We start from the raw sequence: 23,487 nt of genomic DNA, 5'->3' as shown, positions 1-23,487 counted from the left end.
TTGCGCTCGCAAACGACCGCTTTCAAGTGCTTTTACACGCCGGCCGCCTCAAGGTGGAACGCCGCCTGACGAAGGAAGGCCTACTGGTCGTGCAGTCCCCGCTCTTGGTCGACCGAAATGATCTCGACAGGTAGTCTCGTACACTACCTGGCCGCCCTGATCCAGACCGAGCAATAGTGGACGCTGCATGCGGCGTCCCGACGAAAGGTGTAATCCTCTTTCCCTATACGCTGAAACTTGCTATCGTCTACACCCGCGGCTACATCCGATGGTACAATGAGACGCGCATCAAATTATCACCGGGATCACTCAGCCCGCTCGAATATCGTAAGAGTCTCGGCCTGAGCATCTAAAGGCCTGAGCATTTTGAAACAGTCCAGGTTTTTATCCGCAGCACCCGCCAGGTCATGTATGGATGCCCCCGTTCATGCAAGCAGTTCTTCGAGCGATTTCGAACGTGTGATCGCGTACGGTCATGTATCGGGCCTATTGTGCGGCTCGGATACAGCCGCTGGCCGGTATGGAGCTATGCGGATCTGGTGCAAAATCAGCTCTGCTCGGCAAGTATTTCCCCTACCGTGAGGCGCTGGGGAGCGTCGCTATGAAGGCCTCCGCAATGAGAACGTGACATCCTGGCTGTTCATCGACTTCCCCCAGCGGACAAATACACGCCGTCGACATAGTGGTCCCGCAGGCCACTGACGGGTATTCCGGCATTCTCACCGAAGTGGATATAGATCGTTTGCTCTGGGCGGAACTGAGGTATCTCTGAGGCAAGCATGTCGGTCTTGGGCGGTGCGGCCAGGTCAACGATCTCGCGGACGCATGAGGCTCACCGTTCGCGAAACCATCCCGCGCGATTGTAATCTTGAAGTCTTTCAGAGAATTCTGAGTCATTCATCCCGGCGTATTCGATCCGAGGTTGATCCTCGGACAACGAAGCCGAGCTAATACCTGCCGACCACTTAGCCAGATCTTTCGCCAGCCGTTCGAACCGGTAGGGGTGGCATATGTGGTAGTCTTTATTCATCGGGTGCTCCGTCGCTGCATCAGCTTCGACTGATCTAGAGTCAGAGGCAAGGGCGGTCGCTTTTGGCTGAATTGTTTGAAACACAGCACAATTTCCAAAGGACAACATATTTTTGATATTTTGCGGCCAAAAAGGCCCAGGCAGATTGCATATTGACTTATACGAAATATTTCGTATTTATGGGGTGTATATGAGGTTCAAGCAAGTTAAGCCACTTGTTCTAAAGGCGTTGTTGGATGGCACCTACCGTCACGAGGCGAGAAGAGGAATCGAATCCAAGAACCTACTGCAGATGGGGCGTGTTACAAACGTCCAGGTGCATAACCTGATTGCGAAGTGCAACGGGAACCATCACGAGAGTTCGCTGCATCATGGCGACAAGAGCGTTACCGTCCATATCCTCAAGCGAGACGGATGGTACATCAAGTTCTTCTATAAAGACCCGAACACATTCTTTATCAGCGTGCATGAGATAGGAAAATAATCATGAAAATGTTCATGTATGGCGATAAGAGTGAAGCTTACTGCGATGCGTGCGCGGCCTTCAAGACCACGACCCTAAAATACCGCGACGTACCCTTTGATGACGGTATCGGGGTGGCAAAGCAGGTTCTCGTCGACGTCTGCGATACGTGTGAAGCTGTTCTAGCCATTCCCGCGCAGTCTACTCCGGCTATTCGCGAGGCACGCGAGCGCGCGTTCAAGCCGCTCGAGGTTATGCTACCCGCTACCATGGTTGACGTAATAGACTATGCGGCGTTTACGGTGGACCCGCTGACTACTCAGCAATTCCGTAAGCCCCTGATCGCCTATTATCTGCTGCAGGCGCTCTCAACGAAAGAAAATTCGGAGCGCTTCGTACGGCGTGCCCAAGATTTTAGAGGGCTCCGAAAGGAGCTGCGCGACATGCCGACCAAGCGGCTGTCCATGAAGCTGTCCGAGCGATTTTACGGCAACGTTGTCCGCGCCGAGAAAGACTACTCAGTCAATAAGACGGAGCTCGTCGGGTCTATCTCGCTGATGATCAAGGAAGACATCATCGATCCGGTTACGCCGGTCATTCAACCAGAGCTCAAGCAGCTTGCGGAACTAATGACTGCATAGACGAGCGAGTGGCTTCCACACCTTGTGAAAGCTGCAATCACTGCCGGAATGCACTTAATCCAACGCTCTGACGAGGAAGTCGTGCTCTTTCATTTAGTACCGCGGAGCCAACAAGTGCCTCAAAGAGGCGTCGACGCGGTTTATCTTTGGATCGACCACTGGAATGACTACGACTACGTCACGATGTTTGACGTGGTCCTGTACGACGAACACGGCATTCGTCATGACTTGCAAAACGTCAAGATCGGCTTCAAGGGACAAACGACCAACCAGCCGACATTCCAGGCGCTCCCTCCAAATTTTCCCGCGTTACCTGAAGGTTTCTTTTCCGTAGGGTGCGATGTCGATTATTATCGCATCCTTGGCCATACGGTGTCTCCGGCGACCCGCGACGCATTTCTCAGAGGGTTACATGACATCGTCGTTGACGTGGGTGCGATGCGGAATGCGACCGGAGAGCCCGTTTTCAAGACCTCGCTCCTGCGATACGTTGGCATGGCATCAATCAATGGTCAGTACGCGCGTGTGCTCAACGGCATGTCACCGCTGACGGACTACCAGTTTACATACCTGCGACCACAAAGCGATCAATCCGCTGGCCTGGAGCTTAGATTTATCGTCACGGCCGACTCGAAGCCCAGTACCAACATTCATGCCCTTATTGGCCGCAATGGCGTGGGAAAAACGACGATCCTGAATGACATGATCAACACGGTCATGCGAGGGGAAGGCGCTATCGGGACGTTTTACGACGACAGTGGCTGGCAGCGCACTCCTATCTCCGGAGACTACTTCGCCAGCCTCGTGTCCGTGTCCTTCAGCGCGTTCGATCCCTTCGATCCTCCGCAGGAACGTTCTGATCCAGAGCTCGGACCTGGCTATTCGTATATTGGCCTGAAGGTTGGCGATGGCCCCTCCGGCACGCTGAAAACACTCAACGCCCTCCGGAATGAGTGCCTTTCCAGCCTGAAGGAGTGTTTTGCCGATCCGAGGAAAAAAGACAGATGGCGGGACGCGATACTGACTTTGGGATCGGATGAAAACTTTGCTCAAATGGAGCTCTGGCAACTCACCATGATGCAGGAGGACCAGTGGACGAAATACGCTGCCTGGTTCATCCACAACATGAGCGCAGGGCACGCGATCGTCCTTTTGACCATTTCAAAGTTAGCAGCTCGCGTCGAGGAGAAGACCCTGGTCCTTCTCGACGAGCCGGAAAGTCATCTGCATCCTCCGCTACTATCTGCCTTCACGCGGGCGCTCAGTGAACTACTTCACCACCGCAATGGGCTGGCGATCGTGGCGACTCATTCGCCAGTCGTGATCCAGGAGATTCCGAGGTCGTGCGTCACCATAGTCACTCGTCTCAGATTGTCGGCGTCGACCAAGCAGCCATCGATAGAAACCTTCGGGGAAAACGTCGGCGTTCTCACCAGAGAAGTATTCGGCTTGGAGGTCACCAATTCAGGTTTCCATTCGCTCCTCGAGGCTGACGCGCGAAAAGGAGCGGCGTACGAGGAAATCGTCGCCGACTATAACGGTCAGCTGGGTCAGGAGGCCAAAGGTATTCTCCGCGCCATGGTCACTGACCCGGATTCGTTGAACCGACAAGCATGAGACAGATGCCGACTCCGCCCCAGCTAGCTATGGACGTCTACGATCTGTGCGTGGGGGAATGCGCCGTGGGCGATCGGACACCTTACGATGTGAACCGTAGCTTCATCGAAAATGCGGCAGCCGACTATCAAGCTGCCTCCGTGGCCAAGTCATGGCACCTCCTTCCGCGTGCGCCTCGGGGAATGCCCGATACCGTCGTGGCAGGCTCCCTCACCAAGGGACAGCTTACTTCCCTTTACACGGACCGCATGGTCAGGACGTCGGGGCAAGCCCGACGCGTCTACGATGACATTCAAGTTGCGGCCGGCGGCCACTGTCCGTTCTGCGGCGGAGTGGGATACGTCGCCACTCTGGATCACTATTTGCCCAAATCTGGCTTTCCTCTGTTCTCCGTGCTGCCGACGAACCTCGTGCCATGCTGTCGCGACTGCAACACCGGAAAAAGCGCAGCTTTTGGAACTACGGCCGAACAACAGCCTCTGCATCCATACGCAGACGACCCCAAGTTTTTCACCGAACGTTGGATTAGAGCCCGCCTCGTACCCACCGATCCGATCGGAGTGGTCTTCTATTGTGCCGCTCCGACGACATGGTCTCCAACGGAGCAGGCGCGCGCATATAGCCACTTCACGGACTATAGGCTCGCTGATCGCTATAAGACGCTGGCTGGGGCCGAGGCCAACAAGGTCGTGGGCCAAAGGCGCGGGACCTTGCGAGGAATGACATCTGACGGTTTCCGCGAATATCTTTTGGAAGCAGCGGATGAGCCGGGTTACGATCTGAACGGCTGGAATCGCACGACCTATGCGGCACTGGCCGATACCAATTGGTTCTGGCAGTGGCTGCCCTCGACAAGCTCGGGCACCTCGTAGGAGGATGCCCTAGCCGGAATCGACCCGCCGTCCGCGCGTGTGCAAGAGCTAGCGCTGCACTGTCAGCAACCGCCTCCACTTGGTCGTAAGTAAATCTTGTAATGACTATTGGAATAATCTCCCATGAAGCTTCGGCGGTGTTGTGCAAATGAATCCACCGACTTACGCTGATCACGCGAAGATTCGCGTCGGGGTGGCAGAATGGGTACTGGTTCAAAATTAGAAGCTGACAAGCCACGCGTTGTGAATTGGTGCACCCGTTCGGATATCTCACCGCTCCGCTATCCGGGCGGAAAGCGTAAACTAGCCCCTTTCATCGCCGACCTGATCTCAAAAACACGGGTTCGGCCTAAGTTGTTTATCGAGCCGTTCGCCGGGGGCGCGTCAGTTTCCATATCGCTTCTTGAAGCGGACTATGTGGACAAAATTGCTCTCGTTGACGCTGATCCCCTGGTGGCGTCCTTCTGGGCTACGGTGTTTTCGGATCAAGCCAACGCGCTGGCTGACATGATCTGCGACGCAGATGTCAGCCTCGAAGAATGGAAGCGCCTTAAAGGATTGGAGACTGAGCCAGGGCTTGCATCTGCCTTCAAGTGCCTATTCTTAAACAGAACAAGTTTTTCGGGTTCCCTTCATCGCAAGGCAGGGCCGATAGGAGGCATGAGCCAGGCGAGCGACTATAAAATCGGCTGTCGTTTCAACCAGACCAAGCTGGCTGAGCGGGTTCTCGAGCTATCGCGGCTACGCCACCGCGTCCGATTCGTCAGGAACGAGAGCTATATCAAGACGGTGCGCGACATACGCAAAACCGCAATTTTCAGGGGCAATCCAGAGAACGTCTTCTGGTATCTCGATCCCCCGTTCTTCGCGAAGGCGGATAAGCTGTACCGCTGCCACTTCGACAGATTGGACCACGAGGCCCTCGCTCGCGGCGTGGAGGACCTACCGGGGAACTGGCTGCTCTCGTACGACAGCCATCCGGACGCTCACACGCTCTATAACGCTCATCCCGGCTTCGCACTCGTGAACCTTCAGTACTCTGCCCGGATCGATGAGAAGCAAAGATTGGTCGCGAAGGAGATTGTCGTGTCGAACGTGATCGCGGACCTCCGGCAGCGCGGAGAACTTCAGGACGGCGCGGAGATCATCCCGATCCCCCGTCGTCGACAGAACGCGGCCGCCAATATCGAAGTCTTGGAACGAAACATCGCAATCGGATAGTCTCGGATGATCGACAGCCTCGTCACTACGCTCTCTGCCGGAACGAACCCACTCAGCGCGCTTCTTGACGAGCGGTCCGGTGCCTCCCTAGTAGGCCACACCATACATATGTCCTACGACGCCGCGATCGTCATGACTAATGACAAGTGGCGCGAGGGTGCTGGTGGCATCCCGATGAACAGCTACCTGCTGGCCTGCAGCGCCGACCCGAACGACATCGTGAGCGCCCATCCGATCGATAAACGCATCCTGCTGCTACGGGTGGTCGGGCGCGCTGAACTCGCGACGGATCGCGACATGGTCAGAGCGGTCATGGAGCATTTCCAGGACAACCCGGCGACCAAAGACCCGGCCTTCCGGATGGACGAGCCGATTTCCTTCTCGATGCTCCAGTGGAGCGGCGTCGAGTGCAAGGTCCTCGGCACATTCTTCCTCAACGGCTCGTCAGCGCTGAATTTTGGCGCGGACGCCGAGGACTTCTTCGCAGCGAGGCATATGGTCGTCCGGAAGCCGGGACCCGACGCCTTGGCCACGATAGTGAATTTCGTAGACCCGATCCGGAAAGCCAAGGCCGAGAAAGACGCGCGCGATCTAGGAATGAAGACGGCTCCGGCGGCATTCGAAATCGGTACCGTTCGGTTCACGTCGTCAAATCAGCTGGCACTAAGGCCGGGGCAGGCTCAAGTCCCGGTCAAGATTTTTCCCGGAGACTTTCTCGCCAGGCGGACGGCGGTCTTTGGCATGACGCGTACGGGTAAATCCAATACCACGAAAACAATGGTCTCTGCGGTCGCTTTGTCGGCATTCGAGTCCGACACGCCGATCGGCCAGATAATCCTCGACATCAACGGTGAGTATTCCAACGCCAATGACCAGGATAGCGGAAGCTCAATCGCAGATGTCTTTGCGGATAACACGGTGCGCTACAGGATCGGCGCGAAGCCCGGTTTTAAAGACATTCGCGTGAACTTCTTCGAGAACCTCGAAGTGGGCCATCAGTTCATCGCCGAAGGAGTTACGGCTGACGGATCGAACCTCTCCGAAGACCTCAAGTCTTTTAACAGCTCTAATATTAGAATGGCCCTGCACCTTTCCTGTTGAAAGACATCGAAGCCTTGAGATGTCTCTGCCGCCTGACACCCGGCTAGATTGCTTTCGGCTTTGGCAGTTGGTCATATGGCTTTCGGGAATCAGGGCGGGGCCGTCAAGTAATGATCAATGACATTGAGTTCGTGCAGTACCGGAAGCTCAAGGAAATCACCTTCGAGTTCGATAAGGGCGTAAACCTGATCTCGGGAACGAACGGAACATGCAAATCCACCTTGATGCATGTTATCGGTAACTCGTACCAGGCGCTCAAACGTAACGACGACCGATTCACCAGCCACGAGTCGATAACGATACTCAGCAGGTTCGTCGACAAGGTGAACCCGAAAATCGAAACCGTGTCCCGCGGCGACAAGAGCAGCTACAGCAATCCGGCCGAGGGCAAAGCAGGAACGCTCTTTACCGTCAACTACGTCAACGGCGACTCTATCGGCTTTAGGCGACACAATTCCACTGATGAAAGCAAAGTCAACAACTTCAGGTTCTCCATCAAACCGCAATATGGCCGTAACAAGCTGGATCGCCTGCCGTTCGTACCCGTCGTGTATCTCGGCCTGTCACGGCTGTTTCCGTATGGCGAGCTCAGCGACGCTCACGAAATCGAGAAACCGCGCGGCCAGCTGCCTTCTCACATCCACGACGCCTTCGTGAAGCAGTACGAAGACCTCACCAGGATGGAGATTGTCCAGGCCCTCAATCAAAACATATCCGGCGTCAAGAAACGTAACGACTTCACGACCAAGTCGGCCGGTATCGACTCGAACACGATATCGTCGGGCGAAGACAACATCAGCATCATACTCACCGCGCTGAACTGCCTGCGAAACATAACTGAGAGCGTGAAGCCGGGCAAGGAACGGGAAATCGAGAGTGTCCTTCTCATCGACGAGTTCGATGCCACGCTCCATCCGACTGCGCAGAAGAAATTATTCGATCTCATCGCCCGATATGCGAAGGAATATCGGATACAGGTCTTTTTCACGACGCACAGCCTGTTTATCCTCAAGTATGCCTATCAGCTAAAGCACCGCATCATCTACCTCGTCGACCAGCTGGATAGCGTCAGCATGATGCCTGACCCCGGTCCCGCGCAGATCGAGATGCACCTCAGCGGCCTCCAGTACGCGGCGCTTTATCAGAACGTGTACATTCCCGTGTATACGGAAGACGAAGAGGCGCGATTCTTCCTTGAGCAGCTCTTGGACTATATCAGCAAGACGCTCGACCCTGGTTTCGCCCCCGCGAAAAACCTTCTGCACATGGTCGGCGCGAACATCGGCTCGGAGTCGCTTCGAAATCTTTTCGGCGATCTCAAGATAAATCAATCCACGATGCGAGCTATCTGTATCCTCGACGGTGATCAGAAGCCCGACCTTGCCAATCATATCATCGCGCTCCCCGGCGATGACGCCCCGGACCGAATGTTTTCCGAGTTCCTACGAAAACTCATGAAGGACGAGAATGCGAAGGCCTTCTGGCAGGAAGTTTCGCTTCATGGCTACTCGAAGCTGACGGCCGACGACGTCCTCAAAGATTATGATGGGATCGCGACGGCCATTGCCAAGGCCAAAGAGGAGAAGGGATCAGCGAAGGGAGTCCAACGCGAAAAGAGCAAGGAACACTTCAACGACAACAAGCCATTCTACGATCTCCTCATCAAAGCCTGGCTCAAGAGCGGAGATAACCAAGCCGCGATTTTCAAATTTCGAGATAGCCTGTACGCTGCTTTTCAGAAAACCGCTGGTTTTTACTCTATAGACGGGCGGATTTGGCCTAAAGAGAAGAAAAAGAACGTCGCATAGTACTTCCGTGCGCTCGCGGGCGGCAAGCAATCCAAGCAAGCAGTTTTGTCACGAAGTAGGATACGGGGATGAGCTCCAATGATGGGGTCTTCGATCTGATGGGACTTACGAGGTTATACGACGCCGTTTCCGAACCCGATGGTGTCGCGCTTGACGTCTTAGAAGCTCTGATCGCAGAAATGTCAGAGAGCGAGGTGTCCATCACCGACCTCGACGCTTGCAGGCAAGGACGTAAGCCTTGGAAGAAGCTTCGGGACGAAGTCGTCCCGGTCAGTCATCTAATGCGGGCGGAATCAACGCAGGGCGGTTCGCCCAATCTTCAGGAGTATACTTGAGCACTCGTTATGCGATGCCTGGTCCTAATGAACCGTGCTGGTGTGGTTCCACCCGCAAATACAAGCAGTGCCATCGCGCAATCGATTTAGCCGCACCGGAAGACAAATATTCTGAAGCCCAGAGGATATATGCGGTAAATTGGCGGGTCACTGCCGATGCCCAATCCAAACGTGGGGACTATGATTGGATGTCGCGGCAGTTGAAAAAGTACGGGATCAACCGTCTTCTCGACATCGGTTGTGGCAGTGGGCATGGAATTCTATCGATGCTAAGCGAGTTTGGCTCCGATCTTCGGGTAGTCGCGGTCGACGAAAATCCATCTTGTCTCTCAACGACCAAAGATACGTTACAAAAGGCTGGGCATGCCCCTGCACTCGTAAGTAGAATAGAAACGCAGCCCACGAATTTCGGGTATCGCTCCGTTTATAGTGCGATTACCGAAGAGTTGCCCGCGCCTATTTGTTTGCTGCAGGCTGACGTGTGTTCCGACCCGCATCTATTGTCCGCACTTCAGGCAGATGGTTTATTTGACGCCGTAACTGTTTGGTTGAACGGCGTCCACATGCAACGGCAAGACCATGAGGTGGTTCGAGATGCGGGCGTGGAATCTGACTATGCCCACCGACTGTTTGTACAGAACGCAGCGTACGAGCTGGCCGATAAGGTCCTCCGTTCAGGAGGGGTGTTGCAAGTCGTTGATCGTGGGGAGTCATTGAGCAACGATGCTCTGACGGAAGACATACTTCGCAGTCACAGGGAACAGGCAGGACCAACCACTTTAGATGTCATCGAGGTCGACCACACCCCTTGGTCAGCCCCGGAGGGGAAGCGCGTTCCAATGGTGCAGACCCCGGGCACCAGCGGCCGCGTCGCCAATGGTGATATGGCATTGATTTCCGTGATATCCGTCAAGTCGTAATGAATTGAGCTTGCGCGCGGTCGTGTCAGAGCAAGTGCCTTCAGCAGATGCCCGATTGTTTCTAACGTAGCCACCCACCACGCGATATCCGCCTAAGCGTCGGATTCCGACATTGATCGCTCGCTCTGTGTTCAGAACATCTCTGTTTCTGCGACAGTCACCGCCGTATCAGTCAATGAACCCGTCATCCTGCAAAATCATCAGGCTGACTGTTCGTTTTTGACTGATCCTCTAGCGCAGCAGCGTGGTTTTCCCTCACAACGGCAGAAAACCCGGATCAAGCCAGCCATTTGCAGAAATATCCGCCGCGCCGGCGCTGCTCTCCCGATAGTCTAACAGTCCCACTCAATATCCAGCCAAGGCCTTTTACCCAGACGCTTCTCCAGCGATCTCACGAGAACCGCCGGAGCGACATACTCGGACTCACGACCTGTACGCCCCAACCCCTCGGCTAGAGCGCGGATAACCCGATGTCTCGGACCACTGGCCAACCGATAGGCGACGTCGTCGAAAAAAGAGCTTTCGAAATCGGACACGGCGCGCCGGTCGCTCCATATGTCGGGCATGGGGGAGACCTGCATATGCCGAGCTAGCTTCTGAATAGTCTCTTCGTCCGAAAGCATTTTCTGTCGCGAAGTCAAAAACCTCTGGAAGGATGCGTTCGACCCATCCAGCCTTCTGGGTTCCAGACCCGCGGCTCTCAATAACCGCTCCATCCCATCGACGTACTCTTCGAACCCGGACATGACCCTCGCGGCACCCTCGCCACGTATTACATGGGCCAACCGCGTGAGCCCCTCTCGGCGGACGCTTTCCGCCTGACCGACATGGTCGAGAATTTCCTCGCGGTATCGGCGCGGTATCCATGCGCCCAGAACGGTGTCGACCGAGTGCTGTCGAAGGCGAACCTGAGGCACCGCCGCGTGCTCGTTATCGTCGTCGAACCCGACGGCGCTACGCAAACTAAAAGCAAACCCGCTGGTATTCGGCCGCGCATGGGGCACTACGTCAACCGTAAGGCGCGCCATTATCCGTGCGCGGTCCTCCGGCTCGAGCCTGAAGGCGTCGAATGTGAAGGGGTTCGGTCTATGCGGCTTATGAACCAGGTAGCCCGTAAGAAAAAACTCTCTGGAGGTGCGGGGAGAATTGCGGGGTGGCAAGCCCCTGACCTCGTTGCTTTCCCTGAACGCGGCGGACATGTAGTCCTGAAGAGCTTGGTGCCGTCCGCTGAGACTAACCATGAGCTCGTGCCGCTCGCTGCCCGGGTTTGCCGACCCTACGAACCAGACGTGCCGGGTACGTTTCAGGAAATGGAACAACTTCGTGTGGAAGTGGGGATGGCCCTGAACGATGAACAGCTTGACGTCTCTGAAGCCAAGTCTCCGGAGTTCCGCTTTCAGGTTCGTCATTGCCTCCCAGTGCTGAGTTATCCTGACACCTGCATCCAGGCCCACGGCTATCCGGATACGACAGCCGGAGCGGTCTTTCCAAGGCACTTTTTTTAGAAATTTGGCGAACCACGCCTCACTGTAGTATCCGCCGAGAATATCGATCTGGGTAGATCCTTTGACGGCCTCCTCTAGCGACCCGTCGAGGTCTCGAATATAGCCGTGATCCTCCTCCAGTTCGAGGAGTTTTCGGAAAGAAACGTGGATTACATCTGATATCATTACAGTCCACCGCGAATAGAGTTATGACGATCACGCTTACCATTTCAACGAGCGAGCGCGTCACGAGTTGTCTTGAGAAAACTACATCGGGCGGTATCAGCGGGACCGAGAACTCAATTTGAACTGTTCCTCTAATGCCTCTAGTTCCTCGAGAGACTCGACAGCCGTACTCCAGGTTTCCTTGTCGAACCCGTAGCCACGCCTTCTATGGCTTAGACCGTTGAATTCGATAGCCGTCTCGACACCCTCATGCCGGGCATGCCCGGCCATATGCTCCGCGAACTGTTCCGGTGTGGGTGCCGCATCGGTGTTGAGCTCGATCCTGTAATTCGGCGCTTTACCGTCACCCATTCGACCGATCCGAACAGAAATCTTCTTACGAGGCCATCGCTCGAGCCGGAATAGATCCCAGCAGTTGATCAGCACCGCGTGAAGATAGTGCTCTCGCTTTATAAGCGTCTTGTCCTTCAAGACCATCGATATCGTCGCGTCTTCGTCGATCATAGCGCCTCCTTTTGCCAGCCTCACAGCGACTTAGTTGTTTGGGTCGCCTATCCAAATACGAAAGGGCGAACGTCAGAAGAGATCGGTACTTCGGGCCGTCTTTTTTTTATTGCTTCGCTGTTTGCGCTGCTTCGCTCGGTATCATTATCGTCGAGAAAGTCGGCATGCGGCTCTCTCATTAGGTAGTCTGTCCTGATAGCAAACACTACTCGGAATTCGGTTCGGGAGGCACGGGCGTCTGCACAAGCGAGACCGATCATGCACATCGATTTTCGATCTGATGAGGTATTCATACTGACCGAAATGCTACGTCGGGAGTCGATACTTTTTAAAATCGAGCGAGCGACTTGCGTGAGCTTCTGCAAGAAGCCAGTTTTTGAAATTGGCTATCTTGGACGACCGTCGTCGAGCCTCCTGATAGACGAGCCAGTAGGAACGACCATCGTTCGCTATAATGTCGGAGAGCATTATCAGCCGCCCCCGTGCCAGATCCTCTCGAAACAGGTAAGGCGTCAACAATGCCACACCCTCTCCGTTTACCGCAGAAAGGTATTCGAGGTTCTGGGCCCCGAAAGAGATATCCGGTCCCTCCGGGATAGGGGCGTCGGGAAATCCGGCCGCGGAAAACCATAGCTTCCACCAGGGGTCATAGCGGGCGATCAAAGGCACGACCAACAGGTCCGAAGGGCTATTCAGCGGTCCGTTGTTCGCCAGGAAGTCCGGGCTGCACATGGGAGTGAAACTTATCGGGAACAGTTCGTGAGAGCGCAAATTCGGCCAGCTTCCCAACCCCGTCCAGATGCCGATGTCGTTACCGTTCACGTCCAAAGGCTGCATATGCGATGCCTGAACCTTCAGGGCGATCAACGGGTGGGCGGACTGGTAGTGTTTCAGTCTCGGTGTAAGCCAGGTTGCCGCGAGGCTGGGCAATACGGAAATCGACAAGTTGTTCTCGTCGCGGTGACGGAATTCCTTGAATGCGGTGCGAAGAAGATCGAACGCCTCCGACACGCTCTCTGCCAACGCCTCTCCTGCGGGTGTCAAAGCGAGCTTGCCCGCGCCTCGCGCGAATAGCTGCTGCCCTGTTGTCGTCTCGAGCGTCCTTACCTGCTGACTCACGGCGGCCTGGGTTATTCCCAGTTCCTCGGCGGCACGTGTGAAATTGAGATGGCGCGCGGCTGCCTCGAACGCGCGGATGGACGTTAGATGAGGTAGTTTCTGCGTCACGCCATTAGCCCTGCTTATGGTACTCTTCGACAATCTATTTTGCGCTTCGCGCACGACCGCGGCATAGCTGGCGGGCAAACACTCATACATAGCATCCCGCTCAGATTTCAAGTGCTGGTTAGTGAGCGTGCTCCGTGGCAACGGAGTGCCGCTGGCTGTTCGGCGCCGATCGATACTTATCGATGGTTGCGAACTCGCGCCCCGTATCGTGGAAATCCGGGCGGACCCGATATCGTAGTTTCAACAGGGTTTTACAATGTCCAAACCAGTGGTCCTCTTCGTCCCACCAAAGATCCTTCTAGAAACCTCGGAATCGGAATGGTTGGAAGCGCTCGGCGAGAAGTTCGTCATACTGACAGCAGCGGGTGGCCGCGACGCGCTTGAAAAGCACCTCCCGAACATGCTCGGCAGCATGGAGTTTTTCGATGACTTCAACGATAACCCGGCCGTTGAGCTACGTGCGCTCGACGTCGCGAGGGATCTGACGACCGATCTCGTGATCGCTCTGGCGGAGGTGGACCTGCTGCGTGCCGCGCGCGTACGGGACCGGTTGAACTTCTCCACGACGAGACATGAGCAAAACACGCAGTACTTTCGTGACAAATTCCTAATGAAGCAGCGACTGGCCGAACACGGAATTAAAATCCATCCGATGCGGACGTTTCACAGCGCGCTGGAGCTGAAGGACTTCATCGACACTCACGGATACCCCGTCGTCGCGAAGCCTCGGGATGGGAGAGGCTCCGGAGGCGTTCGTGTTTTGCGGGAGCACGCGGACTTCCTTGCCTACATATCCACTATGGACGCCACGACCTTCCAGAACCTCATGGTCGAAAAATTCGTAGAAGCGCCGATGCTACACGTGAACGGCTTGTACGTGGACGGCGAAGCGGTTTTCATTACTCCTGTAAGAGCTAACATCGGCTGCCTGGCCTTTCTCGACGGTGAAAGTCTAGGTGTCGCGATGCTGGACCGTGACAGCGAGTTACGCACACGGACGGTCGAACTCACGAAACGTATTCTCGAAGTGGCGCTGCCGTCGCCGCGAAACTTCCTGTTTTATCTTGAATTGTTCGTGGTCGACGGCGAACTCGTGGTTTGCGAGATCGCCTCTCGGCTGGGCGGTAACGGCGTCAATCAAGAAGTTATAGAGGCCTTCGGAATCAGCCCGCGGCTCGAGTTTATCCGGGCCGAGAGAGGCGTTTCTTCGCTCCGGGGTGTGACCCTGGAGCCAAAAGCTCTGGTGGGCTACATCGCGGTGCCTCCGCGCGAAGGGATGCTTGTCGATTTCCCCGACAGCCCACAGCACGACTTCATCCGCTCCTACAATATCACGGGTCAGCGCGGCAAAAAATACGAGAAGATGAAGCTGACCAACGGGGAAGTGGTGTGCGCTGTCGTAGAGGGTGCAACGGAAGCCCATGTCGCAAGCAGGTTGAGCGAATTCGATGCCTGGGTCGCTACGAACTTCGTCTGGCAACAGTAACACGGCGTTGCGGCCTTCATCACCGGAGCTAATATGAAGATAGCTATTATTGGTTGCGGCTACGGCGGCGCGGTAGTGCTCAATCGCCTGCTGGACAGGTACGGGGCGTGTGCGACGATCGACGTCTATGACGAAAAAGGGAGCGTCGGAAGGGGTTACGCTTATCAGGCAGACGATGGATCGAATTTGCTGAATCGGCCCGCGAGTTTGATGTATTTCTCCGAGAAGGGGGACTTCAGAAGATGGCTAGGAAGCAACTCCGACGAGTATGTTGCGCGTGGCTTGTTCGGTGATTTCGTGAATTATTCCCTGACCGCCGCGGTAGCACGCAGTTGCCGTGCTCCGCGCTTTTTGAAAGAGCGAGTGATATCGGTCGAAGAAACGGTGGAAGGCGTCACTGTGACTGCCCGGACACCGCGGAGCTACGATGCGGCCATCCTCGCAACGGGCAACGAGGCACCTAACGACGCATACGGGTTGTCGGGGCTGAAAGGCTTCATATCGGACCCTTATCCGACGTCACAGTTCAAGCAGAGCGTAGGCTCAGAAGTAGCGATCCTCGGAACACGACTTTCTGCCATCGACGCCGCCGTGGCAATTCTCGACCGCGACGATGGAAGACGGGTCACGCTATATAGCCGGAAATCCGCCCTTCCATTGTCAAGCGACACTTATGAGCACATCTCTCTTGTCAGCGTCTCTGAAGAACTGCTGCGGGGCCGGGCTTCCGACCGCGGATTGAAGCTGACGGAGGTCGCCCGGATCATCGACCGAGAATTCGAAGCTCAGGACGCACCGATCACGGTCGGCAGGATGCTCAGATCCACAGCCTGGCAAAGAGACGAGAACCTCAAGCGAAGAATATACTCGATACTGGCCTCGATGAACAACCTTGCGCCGATCTTCTGGGGTTCGCTTGCCACGGAGGAGGCGCTCCGGTTCAAAAAGATATGGTCGTCCGTCTGGAACGCCGCGCGCGTGCCGGTGCCGCCGCAAAAACGAGAGCTTGTCGATACGTACATGGCCTCCGGCAGGCTCGTAGTTCGGCAGGGGTTGCAAAGCGTTGAAGGCGACGACGGAGGCTTCACCCTCCAGACGCGCCAAGGGACCTTCAGTGCCGATTTGCTCGTAAACGCTACCGGGCCATCTTCGGCACTTTCATCTCCTCTCTATTCGAGGATGTTTGAATCCGGTGCTGCAGAGCCGCATGAATTCGGCGGCTTACGGATCGATGTCGATACGTGCCGGGTGATCGGCAAGCGCGCAAGCAGCTCTTTATTTTCGTTGGGGCATCCGACCGCCGGAGCGTTTTTCAGTGTCAGCAACATCGATATTATTCAAACCCAAGCTCATCGCATAGCGAACGAGATCGGGAAGCTCACGATCGCACGAGGGTCTCCTTTCGAGCACTGGGGGGAAGTGCAGGGAAACACTATGATGTTCTCGGAGACAGGGCCTACTGATTTAGGTCGAGGTGTGGGGCCATGAATACCCGTGGGCTTTCCAGAATTTGGCCGGTCGCATTCCCATTAGCGGTTACGGCCGCAGGCGGGCTGGTGTTCGAAGCGGTCGGTATTCCGAACGGACTCTTGATCGGTGGGCTTTTGGCCGCGCTTATAATCTGCAGACTCTACCGCCGCGCGGAAGTGTTGGCCGGCAGCCTACAGTACGTACAGATCACGATCGGGATAGAGCTCGGAGCGCTTTTCGCCACCGGAGATCTCGCCATAACGGGCGAGCTGGCAGGTGCCGCCTCCCTTCTGGCGCTGTGCCTGGTGTCGCAGATAGCGATAAGCTTTTTCTGGCTTAGGATCATATCCGGTTGGACGGCAACGGATGCCGTGCTCGCCTCGTATCCCGGCGCGATGGCCGCCGTGCTTGATCTGTTCGACAGGACATCTGCATCCCCACGAGTAATCATGGTGCATGTTCTCAGGTTGATCGTGCTGACCGTCGCCGCGAGCGCAATGATCCATTCTTCGCCCGAGGTCGGTCAGCCTGCCTCGACAGGCATCTGGAACTGGATAGCCGTCGGTGCGGTCGTCCTGGCGAGCTTGGTCGTGGGGCGAGTGCTAGAGCTGTGCAAGGTTCCGGCTCCTTATATGATCGTAGCCACGTTCTTTACGGCGGTTGGGCTTCGGTCAGGATTTGCGGTCAGTGTCGACCTGCCATACTGGTCTCTCGTCGTCTGCGAAATACTTCTCGCGCTTCTAATCACGATAAGAATCAAAGACGCGGGGCTTGCAGAGTTCAGGTCCAGTCTGCTGCCGGGCACGATCGCGATCGTCCTGATGCTGTTGACATCGGCGGGCCTTGCCTGGCTTGCGACAGTTTTGCTCAACCTGGATTTCACGACCATGTCGCTATCCTATGTGCCGGGCGGAGTGGAAAGCGTAGCTATCATCGCGATATCTTCGGGCCTTGAAGCGTCATTCATAATGAAGCTGCATTTCTTCAGGTTGATCCTGGTGCAAACGGCTCCCGCGGTGGTCTCGCTTCTGAAATTGCGATCAAGCCCCGGTTGACAGCCTTGTTCTTCATCCGACGAGCGATCGTTCGGCCGGATCTTTCGAAACGCGGGCTCTCGAGCCGCGTAGAGCGCTTCCCCCTGCATTCATCTGCCGCGTCCCAAACAGGAAGGTTTAGTCAATGGAAATGAGCGTCGATATCCGAAACAAGTTCAGAAACACGGCGAAAATGACCGCGTTGAGCTACGATAACTGGCAGATTGCAAAGGCGAGGGGGCTGGTCGACTTATTCGTGGATACCGACCGCGTAGGACACTCCCTGCCCGGTACCGAAACGAAGTTCGTAAATATGAGCAGCTACTCGTATCTCGGTCTCAACCGTCATGCCGCTATTGTCCAGGGCTCGATAGACGCGCTACTCGACGAAGCAATCACCGGTCTCGCCATAGCGCCTACGAGGATGCGCCCGGCATTAGCGCGAAGCGCCGAGCAAGGTCTATCGAACCTTTTCGACGCGACATGCGTAATCGGTCTTTCGTGCTCCGTGATGACATCTGCGCTCCTTCCTCTCGTTTCTTCAGGGCATCTCGTGGACGGGTTGCCTCGTGTGACCGTGTTCGATCGGCATGCTCATTTCTGCATGGAGATGGTGAAACCGATTTGCGCCGACGAAGCTCCCGTACTTGTCGCTCCGCATAACGACATCGATTTTCTCGAAGATATATGCAAACGCGAGGACCGTGTAGCCTACGTCGCCGACGGCGCTTACTCGCTCGGCGGAACAACGATACTGCGAGACTTGCTGTACCTCCAAGACAAGTATGGTCTGTTTCTCTGGTTCGACGACTCGCATTCTCTCTCGGTACTGGGCGCTAATGGCGAGGGATTCGTCAGATCGCAGCTAGGAGAGATAAACCCGCTGACAGTCATCAGCGCGTCTTTGAACAAGGGGTTCGGATGCTCCGGCGGCGTTGCCATGCTGCACAAAGGCTTCGATACGTCGTTTTTCAACACAACGAACGGCGGACCTCTCACTTGGTCTCAGAGCCTAACTACCGCAAGTCTCGGCAGTATCGTCGCGAGCATCGGCGTCCACCGAGACGGTGAACTATCCGAGCTTCAGCAGAACCTGCAGAGGAATATCACGGTATTCGACGAGGCATACCCAACCGGTCTCGCTGGTGGCGAATTGCCGATCAGGATGGTGACCACCGGGAACGCAGAGACCGCCATGGATATTTCGCAGAGACTGTTGAAACGCGGTTTTTACTGCGCGCCTGTGTATTTCCCGATCACGCCGCGAGGAAAAGAAGGGCTGCGAGTGATGGTCAGAGCCGACCACAGGCCCGAAGATATCGTCGCCTTCGCCGAAGCATTGACTGAAGAAGTAGGCAAGGACGTGTTCTGAAGATTCGTCGAGGAGGTGGAAAATGGCTATCAAGAGCGTGCTGATAACTCCCGGGACACGGCTCGATCGATACCGAGGGACCAGGAACATACCTGCCGACGCGGTGATGTTCGACCTTGAGGACGCAGTTCCGGCGAACGAAAAATCCGCTGCCAGACGGCATTGGCAGACGTTGACGGAAACAACGGCGCGGGAGCGGACATGCGTGCGCATCAATTCGTTTCCGTCGATGCATAGTCTCCACGATCTTGCCTGCGTTCTTTCGTCGGAGGTGAAGCCCGATCTCGTATTCGTGCCGAAAGCCGAATCCGCGCAATGTTTTCGGATGCTCGATGAATTGCTCGACGACGCGGGAGTGGTGACAGGCCTCGTCGCATTGATCGAGACGCCGCGCGGCGTGGCGAGTGCCCTCGAAATCTCGGCCTCAAGCCGAAGGTTGAAAGCACTAGCCTTCGGCGCTGCCGACTATTCGATGGCGTTAGGCACCGGGATGGAGTGGGACCTGATGCTTCATGCCCGATGGTCGATAGTCAATGCCGCAAAGGCGTCCGAACTTCAGGCGATAGACTCTCCATCTTTCGATCTCCGAGACCAGCATTTGCTGCGACAGGACTGCGAACGCGCGAACAAGATGGGGTTCACCGGAAAATTTGCGGTACATCCGAAGCAAGTCGCTACGATCAATGAGGTGTTCCGCCCCGATCCCGCGGCGATTTCGTGGGCCACCAGGGTAGTTCAGGCCGCCGGTGCCAGCGCAACGAGCATCGCAACTCTGGATGGATCGATGATCGGGCCGCCCTTTCTCCGTCGCGCGCAGAACATTCTGGCGGCAATGAGCTCACCCTCATGAGGAGCATCGGGGCTTTCGAACGGGACAAAGCAAATCGATATGTCGAGCGCCAAGGACTTTACTACGACGAGTTCAACATAGGAGATGTCATACTCCACCGACCTTCACGTACTATTACTGAAGCGGACAACACCTGGATGTCTTTACTTTGCCATAACGTCCACCCGCTGCATATCGACAATGACTACGCCTCGCGTACGGAATTCGGTCGACCCGTAGTGTCGAGCCTCGTCACGCTCTCGATCATCACGGGTATGACTACTCGGAGCACGAGTGCCAACGCGATCGCAAACCTCGGATGGGACGAGGTGAGGTTAACAAGGCCCGTTTTCGTCGGTGACACGATCCACGCCGAGACGACCATTCAAGGGAAACGGATCTCGGAATCACGAGAAAACTGCGGAATAGTTTCGTTCAAGACGGTCGGAAAAACTGCGGACGATCAGATCTTCATGAGTTTCGTTCGGCACGCGCTCATACCTACCTGTCCCGGCGGTACTCCAGAAGGCGACGACATTGCGGCACCTTGATCGGGCAGACATCAACCGGGCGGCCGATCTCGACGAGCTTATCGAAGATATGGACGCTTTCCTATCTTCGGGGGACCGCCGCCGCATGCAAACCCCGCTCCGAACACTAATGTCGACCCAGTCAGGCGCAGGCCTGCTTGTCGCAATGCCCTGTTACTCACCCGATCTCGGGTTGTTTACAACGAAGCTCGGAACGGTGATCAACTCGGGCGGTGGCGACAAGGCCGCCTCCGTCAATACGCTTGTCGCTGTTTTCGACGCAGTGACCGGCCGTACGATCGCAACAGTCGATGGCGGCGGCATCACGCACCTGAAGTGCGCCGCTCTTACGGGTGTGGTGACCCGGTATTGCTCAGCACCGGAAGTTAGCTCTCTTGGAGTTGTCGGTGCAGGGGCGCTGGCTTGCGCACAGATCGTCGGGATCGCCAGGGTGCGGCGCTTATCGGAGATATCGGTGTTTGCGCGCAGTAGCGGATCTGCGGAGATACTCAGGCGCAATCTCGCCGAACACCACGATTTCCATGCGCCGCTCTCCTTCGTCGGGTCAGTCGAGGAGGCGGTAAGGAACAAGATGGTCGTGACAACGTCGACCACATCGCGACAAGCACTGATAAATGCAGACTGGCTCGGCGAGGGCGTCCACGTGAACTGCATGGGGGCGCGCTCGCAAGAGACAACCGAGCTTGATCCGCTCGTTTTGTCATCCTCGATCCTTCTCGTCGAGGATGTCGATACCGCTGTTCAGGAGGCTGGCCCAAGTCATGGTTCGGCAATCGTGCTCGAAGAAATGACGAGAATGCAAGCTCGTCTCCCCGCTGCCCGCACAGTGTTCAGTTCTTCGGGTCACGGAGCATTCGATCTGCTCGCAACAGCTCACGTAATCCGTCGATCAGGCTTGCTATCCTGAAAGTCCGGCCGGGCTCGATAATAATCTCCCTCAGAGGTGTGAGGCCATTATGAAGCAAGTCAGGTTCAACGCCTTTCTAATGAACTGCATCAGCCATCTATCTCCGGGCTTATGGAGGGCGGAGGGTGATAGATCACGAGACTACAACGATCTCGGGCATTGGGTGCGCTTGGCGCAGACCCTCGAAAGAGGATATTTCGACGCGATCTTCCTCGCAGATATCCTCGGGGTTTACGACACCTATCAAAATTCCGTGGAACCTTCGCTCCGGATGGCTGCACAGATTCCCGTTAACGACCCGCTTCCCTTGATACCCGTTATGGCTCATGCAACCGAACATCTAGGTTTCGGCCTGACCGCCTCGGTATCGTTCGAGCATCCTTTCCCCTTCGCTCGACGTATCTCCACCCTCGATCATCTGACCAAGGGTAGGATCGCGTGGAATATCGTGACCTCGTACCTCGAGAGTGCCGCCCGCAATCTTGGACACGACAAAATAACGGACCATGACCAGCGATACGACATGGCGGACGAGTATCTCGATGTTGTTTACAAGCTCTGGGAGGCGAGCTGGCATGACGACGCGGTTTGCGACGGGGGACCGAATTTCGTGGACGCTAAAAGGATCGCCCCTATACTCCACGAGGGCCCATACTTCAAAGTGCCCGGCGTCCATCTCAGTGAGCCATCGCCACAAAGAACGCCTGTCCTTTTTCAAGCCGGCAGTTCAGGACGCGGGAAGCGATTTGCAGCGCGTCACGCAGAGTGCGTCTTTACCGGGTGCCCTTCGAAATCGGTCATGCGGACTGTAGTAACCGATATTCGCCGCCAAACCGGGGAGGAAGGCCGCGATCCGCGAAGCGTTCTCATATTCAATATGCAGACGATAGTTCTCGGGGCTTCGGACGAAGAGGCGCAAGACAAATATGCCCGACTGATGAGCTTCGTGGACCGCGACGCCGTTCTGGCGATCTTTTCGGGCGCAATGGGTTTAGATCTCGGACAACTGCCGTACGATGAACCGCTTCGCTATGCGAAAACACAGATGGCACAATCCGTGTTGGAAGTCTTCACCAGTGCAGACCCTTCTAAAGAGTGGACAATCCGCGAGATCGTCGAGTGGTGCGGGATCGGCGGCAGGGGGCCGGTCTTCGTCGGGTCGCCTGTTACCGTGGCGGATATGATCGAGGAGTGGGTACAGGATACCGATCTCGATGGTTTCAATCTTTCCTACGCGTCTATGCCGGGAAGTTACGAGGACATAGTCGATCTCCTCGTGCCCGAACTACAGCGACGCGGTCGATACAAGACGGAATACGAGAAAGGGACCCTTCGTGAGAAGCTCTTCGGCTCCGGACCGAGGTTTGAGGAAGCCGATATCGCGCGCCGTCTCAAGACCTGACAAATAACCGGAAGCGAATTGACTGAACGGGCCAGCGATGAATGTGTGCGTCGGTTGTTTCAAAATTTCAGATATTGGCCGATGCCAACGCGGGCATCCCGCACGGTTCTTTAGGCGAGAAGATCGACCTCCTGGGATTTGATGGGTGAGTGGCAGCGTCCGCCCCATCGCTCACTTTGATCGAGCACCACAGCCGCTCCATGAAGACATTGTCCCGCCAGGCACCCTTGCCATCCACCGAGATCGCGATTTCAGCCTTCATCAGCACGGGGTAAGATCGACGGAGGTGAACTGCTCCCTGGTCCGTATTGAAGATTTCCGGCTTCCCGTAACGGCCCAGTGATTCTTCGACCGCTTCGACGCAGAAGACTGTTTCCATCGTGATCGACAGCCGCCACGGGAATCCTCCGGCTGAACCAGTGCATGACGGCGCAGAGATAGACGGATCCCGCGCCAATAATACACCACCTGAAGCTAGTGGTGACCCAATAGTGCCTGACCAAATATAGGGCGCTCAGCAAAACGCAGCCATGGTTAAAGAGCAGACTGCCGCGAGCCACGAGCTGGCGAAGGAAGCCGACGCGTTGTTTCAGTTGCTGGAACAATTTCACCTCGTTCGATCGGCAGGAGACAGCGGAGCACTTAGAGAAACCGCCCGCAGCGCGTCTTCCGATAGAACCTTTGTCGGAACCAACATGACGCCATCCAAGCAGTCGGTGGTCTCGGTACCTCGCCGTACCGCGACATCGGCAGCGGCGGACAGGCCCTCGTTGAGCCACGTCGTCTCGCATCCCTCCGTTAAAACGCGCGAAACAGCTGTATTGTATGGCTTTCCCGGCTCGAGGTAATCCGCCGATGACGTCGCCGGACGAACTTTTGACACCATGAACCCGGTTTCCGTTTGGAAGGCCCCTATGTTTCCGCCAACCAACTCGAGGTGCTAGGGCGCGACACGTGAAGTGTCGGTAGTAGGTCAAGTTCGTTCCAGACATTCGAGTCCTGACGGCCATCCGATTCCTTTGTAGCG

At 56.0% G+C, this 23,487-nt stretch carries 19 protein-coding genes and 2 pseudogenes; 17 read left to right on the top strand and 4 right to left on the bottom strand.

Annotation, left to right across the window (positions count from 1 at the left end; all coding sequences use genetic code 11):
• Nucleotides 1-257: 257 nt before the first annotated feature.
• The 9 genes and pseudogenes from AAIH70_RS16665 to AAIH70_RS16625 all read left to right on the top strand — a co-directional run.
• Nucleotides 258-353, top strand: a pseudogene (locus AAIH70_RS16665) (IS3 family transposase); the annotation flags it as partial.
• Between the two features lie 1,163 nt (nt 354-1,516).
• Entirely contained in the window at nt 1,517-2,134 is a 618-nt protein-coding gene (locus AAIH70_RS16660; RefSeq protein ID WP_430034910.1) for a hypothetical protein, read from the top strand.
• A 114-nt stretch (nt 2,135-2,248) separates the two neighbouring features.
• The gene (locus tag AAIH70_RS16655) at nt 2,249-3,751 is read left to right on the top strand and encodes an AAA family ATPase (RefSeq protein ID WP_430034909.1); all 1,503 of its coding nucleotides are present in this window, start codon (nt 2,249-2,251) and stop codon (nt 3,749-3,751) included.
• A 719-nt stretch (nt 3,752-4,470) separates the two neighbouring features.
• Nucleotides 4,471-4,623, top strand: coding sequence for a hypothetical protein (locus AAIH70_RS16650; RefSeq protein ID WP_430034907.1), 153 nt, complete (start codon nt 4,471-4,473; stop codon nt 4,621-4,623).
• 201 nt (nt 4,624-4,824) lie between these two features.
• Nucleotides 4,825-5,844 (top strand): DNA adenine methylase, encoded by a 1,020-nt coding sequence (locus AAIH70_RS16645; RefSeq protein ID WP_430034905.1) that lies wholly within the window; start codon nt 4,825-4,827, stop codon nt 5,842-5,844.
• Nucleotides 5,845-5,850: 6 nt separating this feature from the next.
• Complete coding sequence (locus AAIH70_RS16640) at nt 5,851-6,945, top strand: helicase HerA domain-containing protein (RefSeq protein ID WP_430034903.1); 1,095 nt, start codon at nt 5,851-5,853, stop codon at nt 6,943-6,945.
• A 110-nt stretch (nt 6,946-7,055) separates the two neighbouring features.
• Entirely contained in the window at nt 7,056-8,753 is a 1,698-nt protein-coding gene (locus tag AAIH70_RS16635; RefSeq protein WP_430034902.1) for an AAA family ATPase, read from the top strand.
• 68 nt (nt 8,754-8,821) lie between these two features.
• Complete coding sequence (locus tag AAIH70_RS16630) at nt 8,822-9,088, top strand: hypothetical protein (RefSeq protein ID WP_430034899.1); 267 nt, start codon at nt 8,822-8,824, stop codon at nt 9,086-9,088.
• A complete protein-coding gene (locus AAIH70_RS16625; protein ID WP_430034897.1) occupies nt 9,085-10,008 on the top strand; it encodes an SEC-C metal-binding domain-containing protein in 924 nt (307 codons plus the stop codon). The genes AAIH70_RS16630 and AAIH70_RS16625 overlap by 4 nt, the downstream gene beginning before the upstream one ends.
• A gap of 332 nt (nt 10,009-10,340) precedes the next feature.
• Here the strand turns inward: AAIH70_RS16625 and AAIH70_RS16620 are convergent, their stop codons facing one another.
• From AAIH70_RS16620 to AAIH70_RS16610, 3 genes are all read right to left on the bottom strand, one after another.
• A complete protein-coding gene (locus AAIH70_RS16620; RefSeq protein ID WP_430034895.1) occupies nt 10,341-11,678 on the bottom strand; it encodes a phospholipase D family protein in 1,338 nt (445 codons plus the stop codon).
• A 96-nt stretch (nt 11,679-11,774) separates the two neighbouring features.
• Nucleotides 11,775-12,182, bottom strand: coding sequence for a hypothetical protein (locus AAIH70_RS16615; protein WP_430034893.1), 408 nt, complete (start codon nt 12,180-12,182; stop codon nt 11,775-11,777).
• A gap of 306 nt (nt 12,183-12,488) precedes the next feature.
• Nucleotides 12,489-13,409, bottom strand: coding sequence for a LysR substrate-binding domain-containing protein (locus tag AAIH70_RS16610; RefSeq protein ID WP_430034891.1), 921 nt, complete (start codon nt 13,407-13,409; stop codon nt 12,489-12,491).
• A gap of 256 nt (nt 13,410-13,665) precedes the next feature.
• Between AAIH70_RS16610 and AAIH70_RS16605 the strand changes: the two genes are divergently transcribed.
• The 8 genes from AAIH70_RS16605 to AAIH70_RS16570 all read left to right on the top strand — a co-directional run bounded on the left by AAIH70_RS16605 (nt 13,666) and on the right by AAIH70_RS16570 (nt 22,460).
• A complete protein-coding gene (locus AAIH70_RS16605; protein WP_430034889.1) occupies nt 13,666-14,895 on the top strand; it encodes an ATP-grasp domain-containing protein in 1,230 nt (409 codons plus the stop codon).
• A 33-nt stretch (nt 14,896-14,928) separates the two neighbouring features.
• The gene (locus AAIH70_RS16600) at nt 14,929-16,383 is read left to right on the top strand and encodes an FAD/NAD(P)-binding protein (RefSeq protein WP_430034887.1); all 1,455 of its coding nucleotides are present in this window, start codon (nt 14,929-14,931) and stop codon (nt 16,381-16,383) included.
• Nucleotides 16,384-16,451: 68 nt separating this feature from the next.
• A complete protein-coding gene (locus AAIH70_RS16595; RefSeq protein ID WP_430034885.1) occupies nt 16,452-17,420 on the top strand; it encodes an AbrB family transcriptional regulator in 969 nt (322 codons plus the stop codon).
• A gap of 124 nt (nt 17,421-17,544) precedes the next feature.
• On the top strand, nt 17,545-18,771 hold the full coding sequence (locus AAIH70_RS16590; RefSeq protein ID WP_430034883.1) for an aminotransferase class I/II-fold pyridoxal phosphate-dependent enzyme: 1,227 nt from the start codon (nt 17,545-17,547) through the stop codon (nt 18,769-18,771).
• Between the two features lie 22 nt (nt 18,772-18,793).
• Nucleotides 18,794-19,621 (top strand): HpcH/HpaI aldolase/citrate lyase family protein, encoded by an 828-nt coding sequence (locus AAIH70_RS16585; RefSeq protein WP_430034881.1) that lies wholly within the window; start codon nt 18,794-18,796, stop codon nt 19,619-19,621.
• Nucleotides 19,618-20,151 carry a MaoC family dehydratase gene (locus AAIH70_RS16580; RefSeq protein WP_430034879.1) on the top strand — a complete coding sequence of 178 codons (534 nt, stop codon included), beginning with the start codon at nt 19,618-19,620 and terminating at the stop codon, nt 20,149-20,151. Before AAIH70_RS16585 ends, AAIH70_RS16580 begins: the two co-directional genes overlap by 4 nt.
• On the top strand, nt 20,138-21,058 hold the full coding sequence (locus tag AAIH70_RS16575; protein WP_430034877.1) for an ornithine cyclodeaminase family protein: 921 nt from the start codon (nt 20,138-20,140) through the stop codon (nt 21,056-21,058). The genes AAIH70_RS16580 and AAIH70_RS16575 overlap by 14 nt, the downstream gene beginning before the upstream one ends.
• 49 nt (nt 21,059-21,107) lie before the next feature.
• On the top strand, nt 21,108-22,460 hold the full coding sequence (locus tag AAIH70_RS16570; protein WP_430034875.1) for an LLM class flavin-dependent oxidoreductase: 1,353 nt from the start codon (nt 21,108-21,110) through the stop codon (nt 22,458-22,460).
• 62 nt (nt 22,461-22,522) lie between these two features.
• On the opposite strand, the pseudogene AAIH70_RS16565 reads toward AAIH70_RS16570, so the two are convergent.
• Nucleotides 22,523-22,909: pseudogene (locus AAIH70_RS16565) on the bottom strand (DDE-type integrase/transposase/recombinase); the annotation flags it as partial.
• Between the last annotated feature and the right edge of the window lie 578 nt (nt 22,910-23,487).

The sequence above is a fragment of the Neorhizobium sp. BT27B genome (assembly GCF_050455485.1).
Lineage (GTDB): Bacteria > Pseudomonadota > Alphaproteobacteria > Rhizobiales > Rhizobiaceae > Neorhizobium.
The sequence above is the reverse complement of the archived record's forward strand: the minus strand, read 5'-3'. Positions and strand labels throughout refer to the sequence as shown.

Bases quoted from the DNA above. Each gene is read 5' to 3' on its own strand.
- AAIH70_RS16660 (WP_430034910.1), top strand. From the start codon at position 1,517: ATGAAAATGTTCATGTATGGCGATAAGAGTGAAGCTTACTGCGATGCG.
- AAIH70_RS16650 (WP_430034907.1), top strand. From the start codon at position 4,471: ATGACATCTGACGGTTTCCGCGAATATCTTTTGGAAGCAGCGGATGAG.
- AAIH70_RS16645 (WP_430034905.1), top strand. From the start codon at position 4,825: ATGGGTACTGGTTCAAAATTAGAAGCTGACAAGCCACGCGTTGTGAAT.
- AAIH70_RS16640 (WP_430034903.1), top strand. From the start codon at position 5,851: ATGATCGACAGCCTCGTCACTACGCTCTCTGCCGGAACGAACCCACTC.
- AAIH70_RS16635 (WP_430034902.1), top strand. From the start codon at position 7,056: ATGATCAATGACATTGAGTTCGTGCAGTACCGGAAGCTCAAGGAAATC.
- AAIH70_RS16630 (WP_430034899.1), top strand. From the start codon at position 8,822: ATGAGCTCCAATGATGGGGTCTTCGATCTGATGGGACTTACGAGGTTA.
- AAIH70_RS16620 (WP_430034895.1), bottom strand. From the start codon at position 11,678: ATGATATCAGATGTAATCCACGTTTCTTTCCGAAAACTCCTCGAACTG.
- AAIH70_RS16615 (WP_430034893.1), bottom strand. From the start codon at position 12,182: ATGATCGACGAAGACGCGACGATATCGATGGTCTTGAAGGACAAGACG.
- AAIH70_RS16605 (WP_430034889.1), top strand. From the start codon at position 13,666: ATGTCCAAACCAGTGGTCCTCTTCGTCCCACCAAAGATCCTTCTAGAA.
- AAIH70_RS16600 (WP_430034887.1), top strand. From the start codon at position 14,929: ATGAAGATAGCTATTATTGGTTGCGGCTACGGCGGCGCGGTAGTGCTC.
- AAIH70_RS16590 (WP_430034883.1), top strand. From the start codon at position 17,545: ATGGAAATGAGCGTCGATATCCGAAACAAGTTCAGAAACACGGCGAAA.
- AAIH70_RS16585 (WP_430034881.1), top strand. From the start codon at position 18,794: ATGGCTATCAAGAGCGTGCTGATAACTCCCGGGACACGGCTCGATCGA.
- AAIH70_RS16580 (WP_430034879.1), top strand. From the start codon at position 19,618: ATGAGGAGCATCGGGGCTTTCGAACGGGACAAAGCAAATCGATATGTC.
- AAIH70_RS16570 (WP_430034875.1), top strand. From the start codon at position 21,108: ATGAAGCAAGTCAGGTTCAACGCCTTTCTAATGAACTGCATCAGCCAT.